The sequence below is a fragment of the Bradyrhizobium ferriligni genome (assembly GCF_056837965.1).
This window is the reverse complement of sequence record NZ_JBXEJO010000427.1, coordinates 1-347: the sequence shown is the minus strand read 5'-3', so window position 1 is coordinate 347 and position 347 is coordinate 1. Positions and strand designations below refer to the sequence as shown.

The following is a 347-nucleotide window of genomic DNA, read 5'->3' as shown; positions in this document are numbered from 1 at the left end:
TACAATCCAAGTCGGCATGTGGAAAGAAATCTTACTAGCGATGCTACAATCCAAGTCGGCATGTGGAAAGAAATCTTACTTGCGATGTTACAATCCAAGTCGGCATGTGGAAAGAAATCTTACTTGCGATGCTACAATCCAAGTCGGCATGTGGAAAGAAATCTTACTAGCGATGCTACAATCCAAGTCGGCATGTGGAAAGAAATCTTACTAGCGATGCTACAATCCAAGTCGGCATGTGGAAAGAAATCTTACTAGCGATGCTACAATCCAAGTCGGCATGTGGAAAGAAATCTTACTTGCGATGTTACAATCCAAGTCGGCATGTGGAAAGAAATCTTACTTGC

The 347-nt window shown here is 42.4% G+C and carries 1 protein-coding gene; it reads left to right on the top strand.

Annotated elements, in window-relative coordinates; all coding sequences use genetic code 11:
- On the top strand, nt 1-258 hold a 258-nt coding region (locus tag AC1VNY_RS42960; RefSeq protein WP_482409750.1), incomplete at its 5' end, for a hypothetical protein.
- Between the last annotated feature and the right edge of the window lie 89 nt (nt 259-347).